This window comes from Marivita cryptomonadis (assembly GCF_002115725.1).
Classification (GTDB): Bacteria; Pseudomonadota; Alphaproteobacteria; order Rhodobacterales; family Rhodobacteraceae; genus Marivita; species Marivita cryptomonadis.
Genome location: NZ_JFKD01000111.1, coordinates 1 through 589 on the forward strand (window position 1 = coordinate 1; position 589 = coordinate 589).

A 589-nucleotide genomic window follows, 5' to 3' on the forward strand; every position below is an offset into this window, starting at 1 on the left:
TGACCCATGCGATCCCGCTCGCAGGCCCCGCCGTTCAGGGCGGGGTTATAGCGGGCGCGTCTGCTGCTCGATATACTGTCGAAGCACACTGATCGGAGCGCCCCCGACAGAGCCCGCGAAGTAGGAGGGCGACCACAGGACACCCTTCCAGAAGTAGCGGTGTAGCCGCCCATACTTTTTCGCAAGGCGGCGGCTGGAAACACCCTTGAGACTGTTCACCAGTTTAGAAATCGCGACCTTCGGGGGGTAGTGGACCAGCAGATGAACGTGATCTTCCTCGCCGTTGAACTCGACCAGTTCGGCCTCGAAGTCGGCGCAGACCGACCGGAAGACACCTTCGAGGAAATCCGAATGCTCGGAAGAAAACACTGCGCGCCGATACTTCGTCACGAATACCAGATGCACATGCATCGCATAGACGACATGCCGACCCTTGCGAATCTCCATAGACCAATCTCTTGAATGTCCGATTCACTCAATCTATGTATATCATTTAATGAAAAAGACCAAAACCCTCCGCGTCCGAGTGAAGGACAATCACGCCGCCCAGCTTCACCGCATGGCGCGGTCAGTGAACACAGTCTGGAAC

The 589-nt window shown here is 56.5% G+C and carries 1 protein-coding gene; it reads right to left on the reverse strand.

Features of this window, described 5'->3' with window-relative positions; all coding sequences use genetic code 11:
- Nucleotides 1–45 precede the first annotated feature (45 nt).
- Nucleotides 46–447, reverse strand: coding sequence for an IS200/IS605 family transposase (gene tnpA / locus MCRY_RS22550; protein WP_085633995.1), 402 nt, complete (start codon nt 445–447; stop codon nt 46–48).
- Between the last annotated feature and the right edge of the window lie 142 nt (nt 448–589).

Coding starts and splice junctions, on each gene's coding strand:
- tnpA (WP_085633995.1), bottom strand. CDS start 447: ATGGAGATTCGCAAGGGTCGGCATGTCGTCTATGCGATGCATGTGCAT.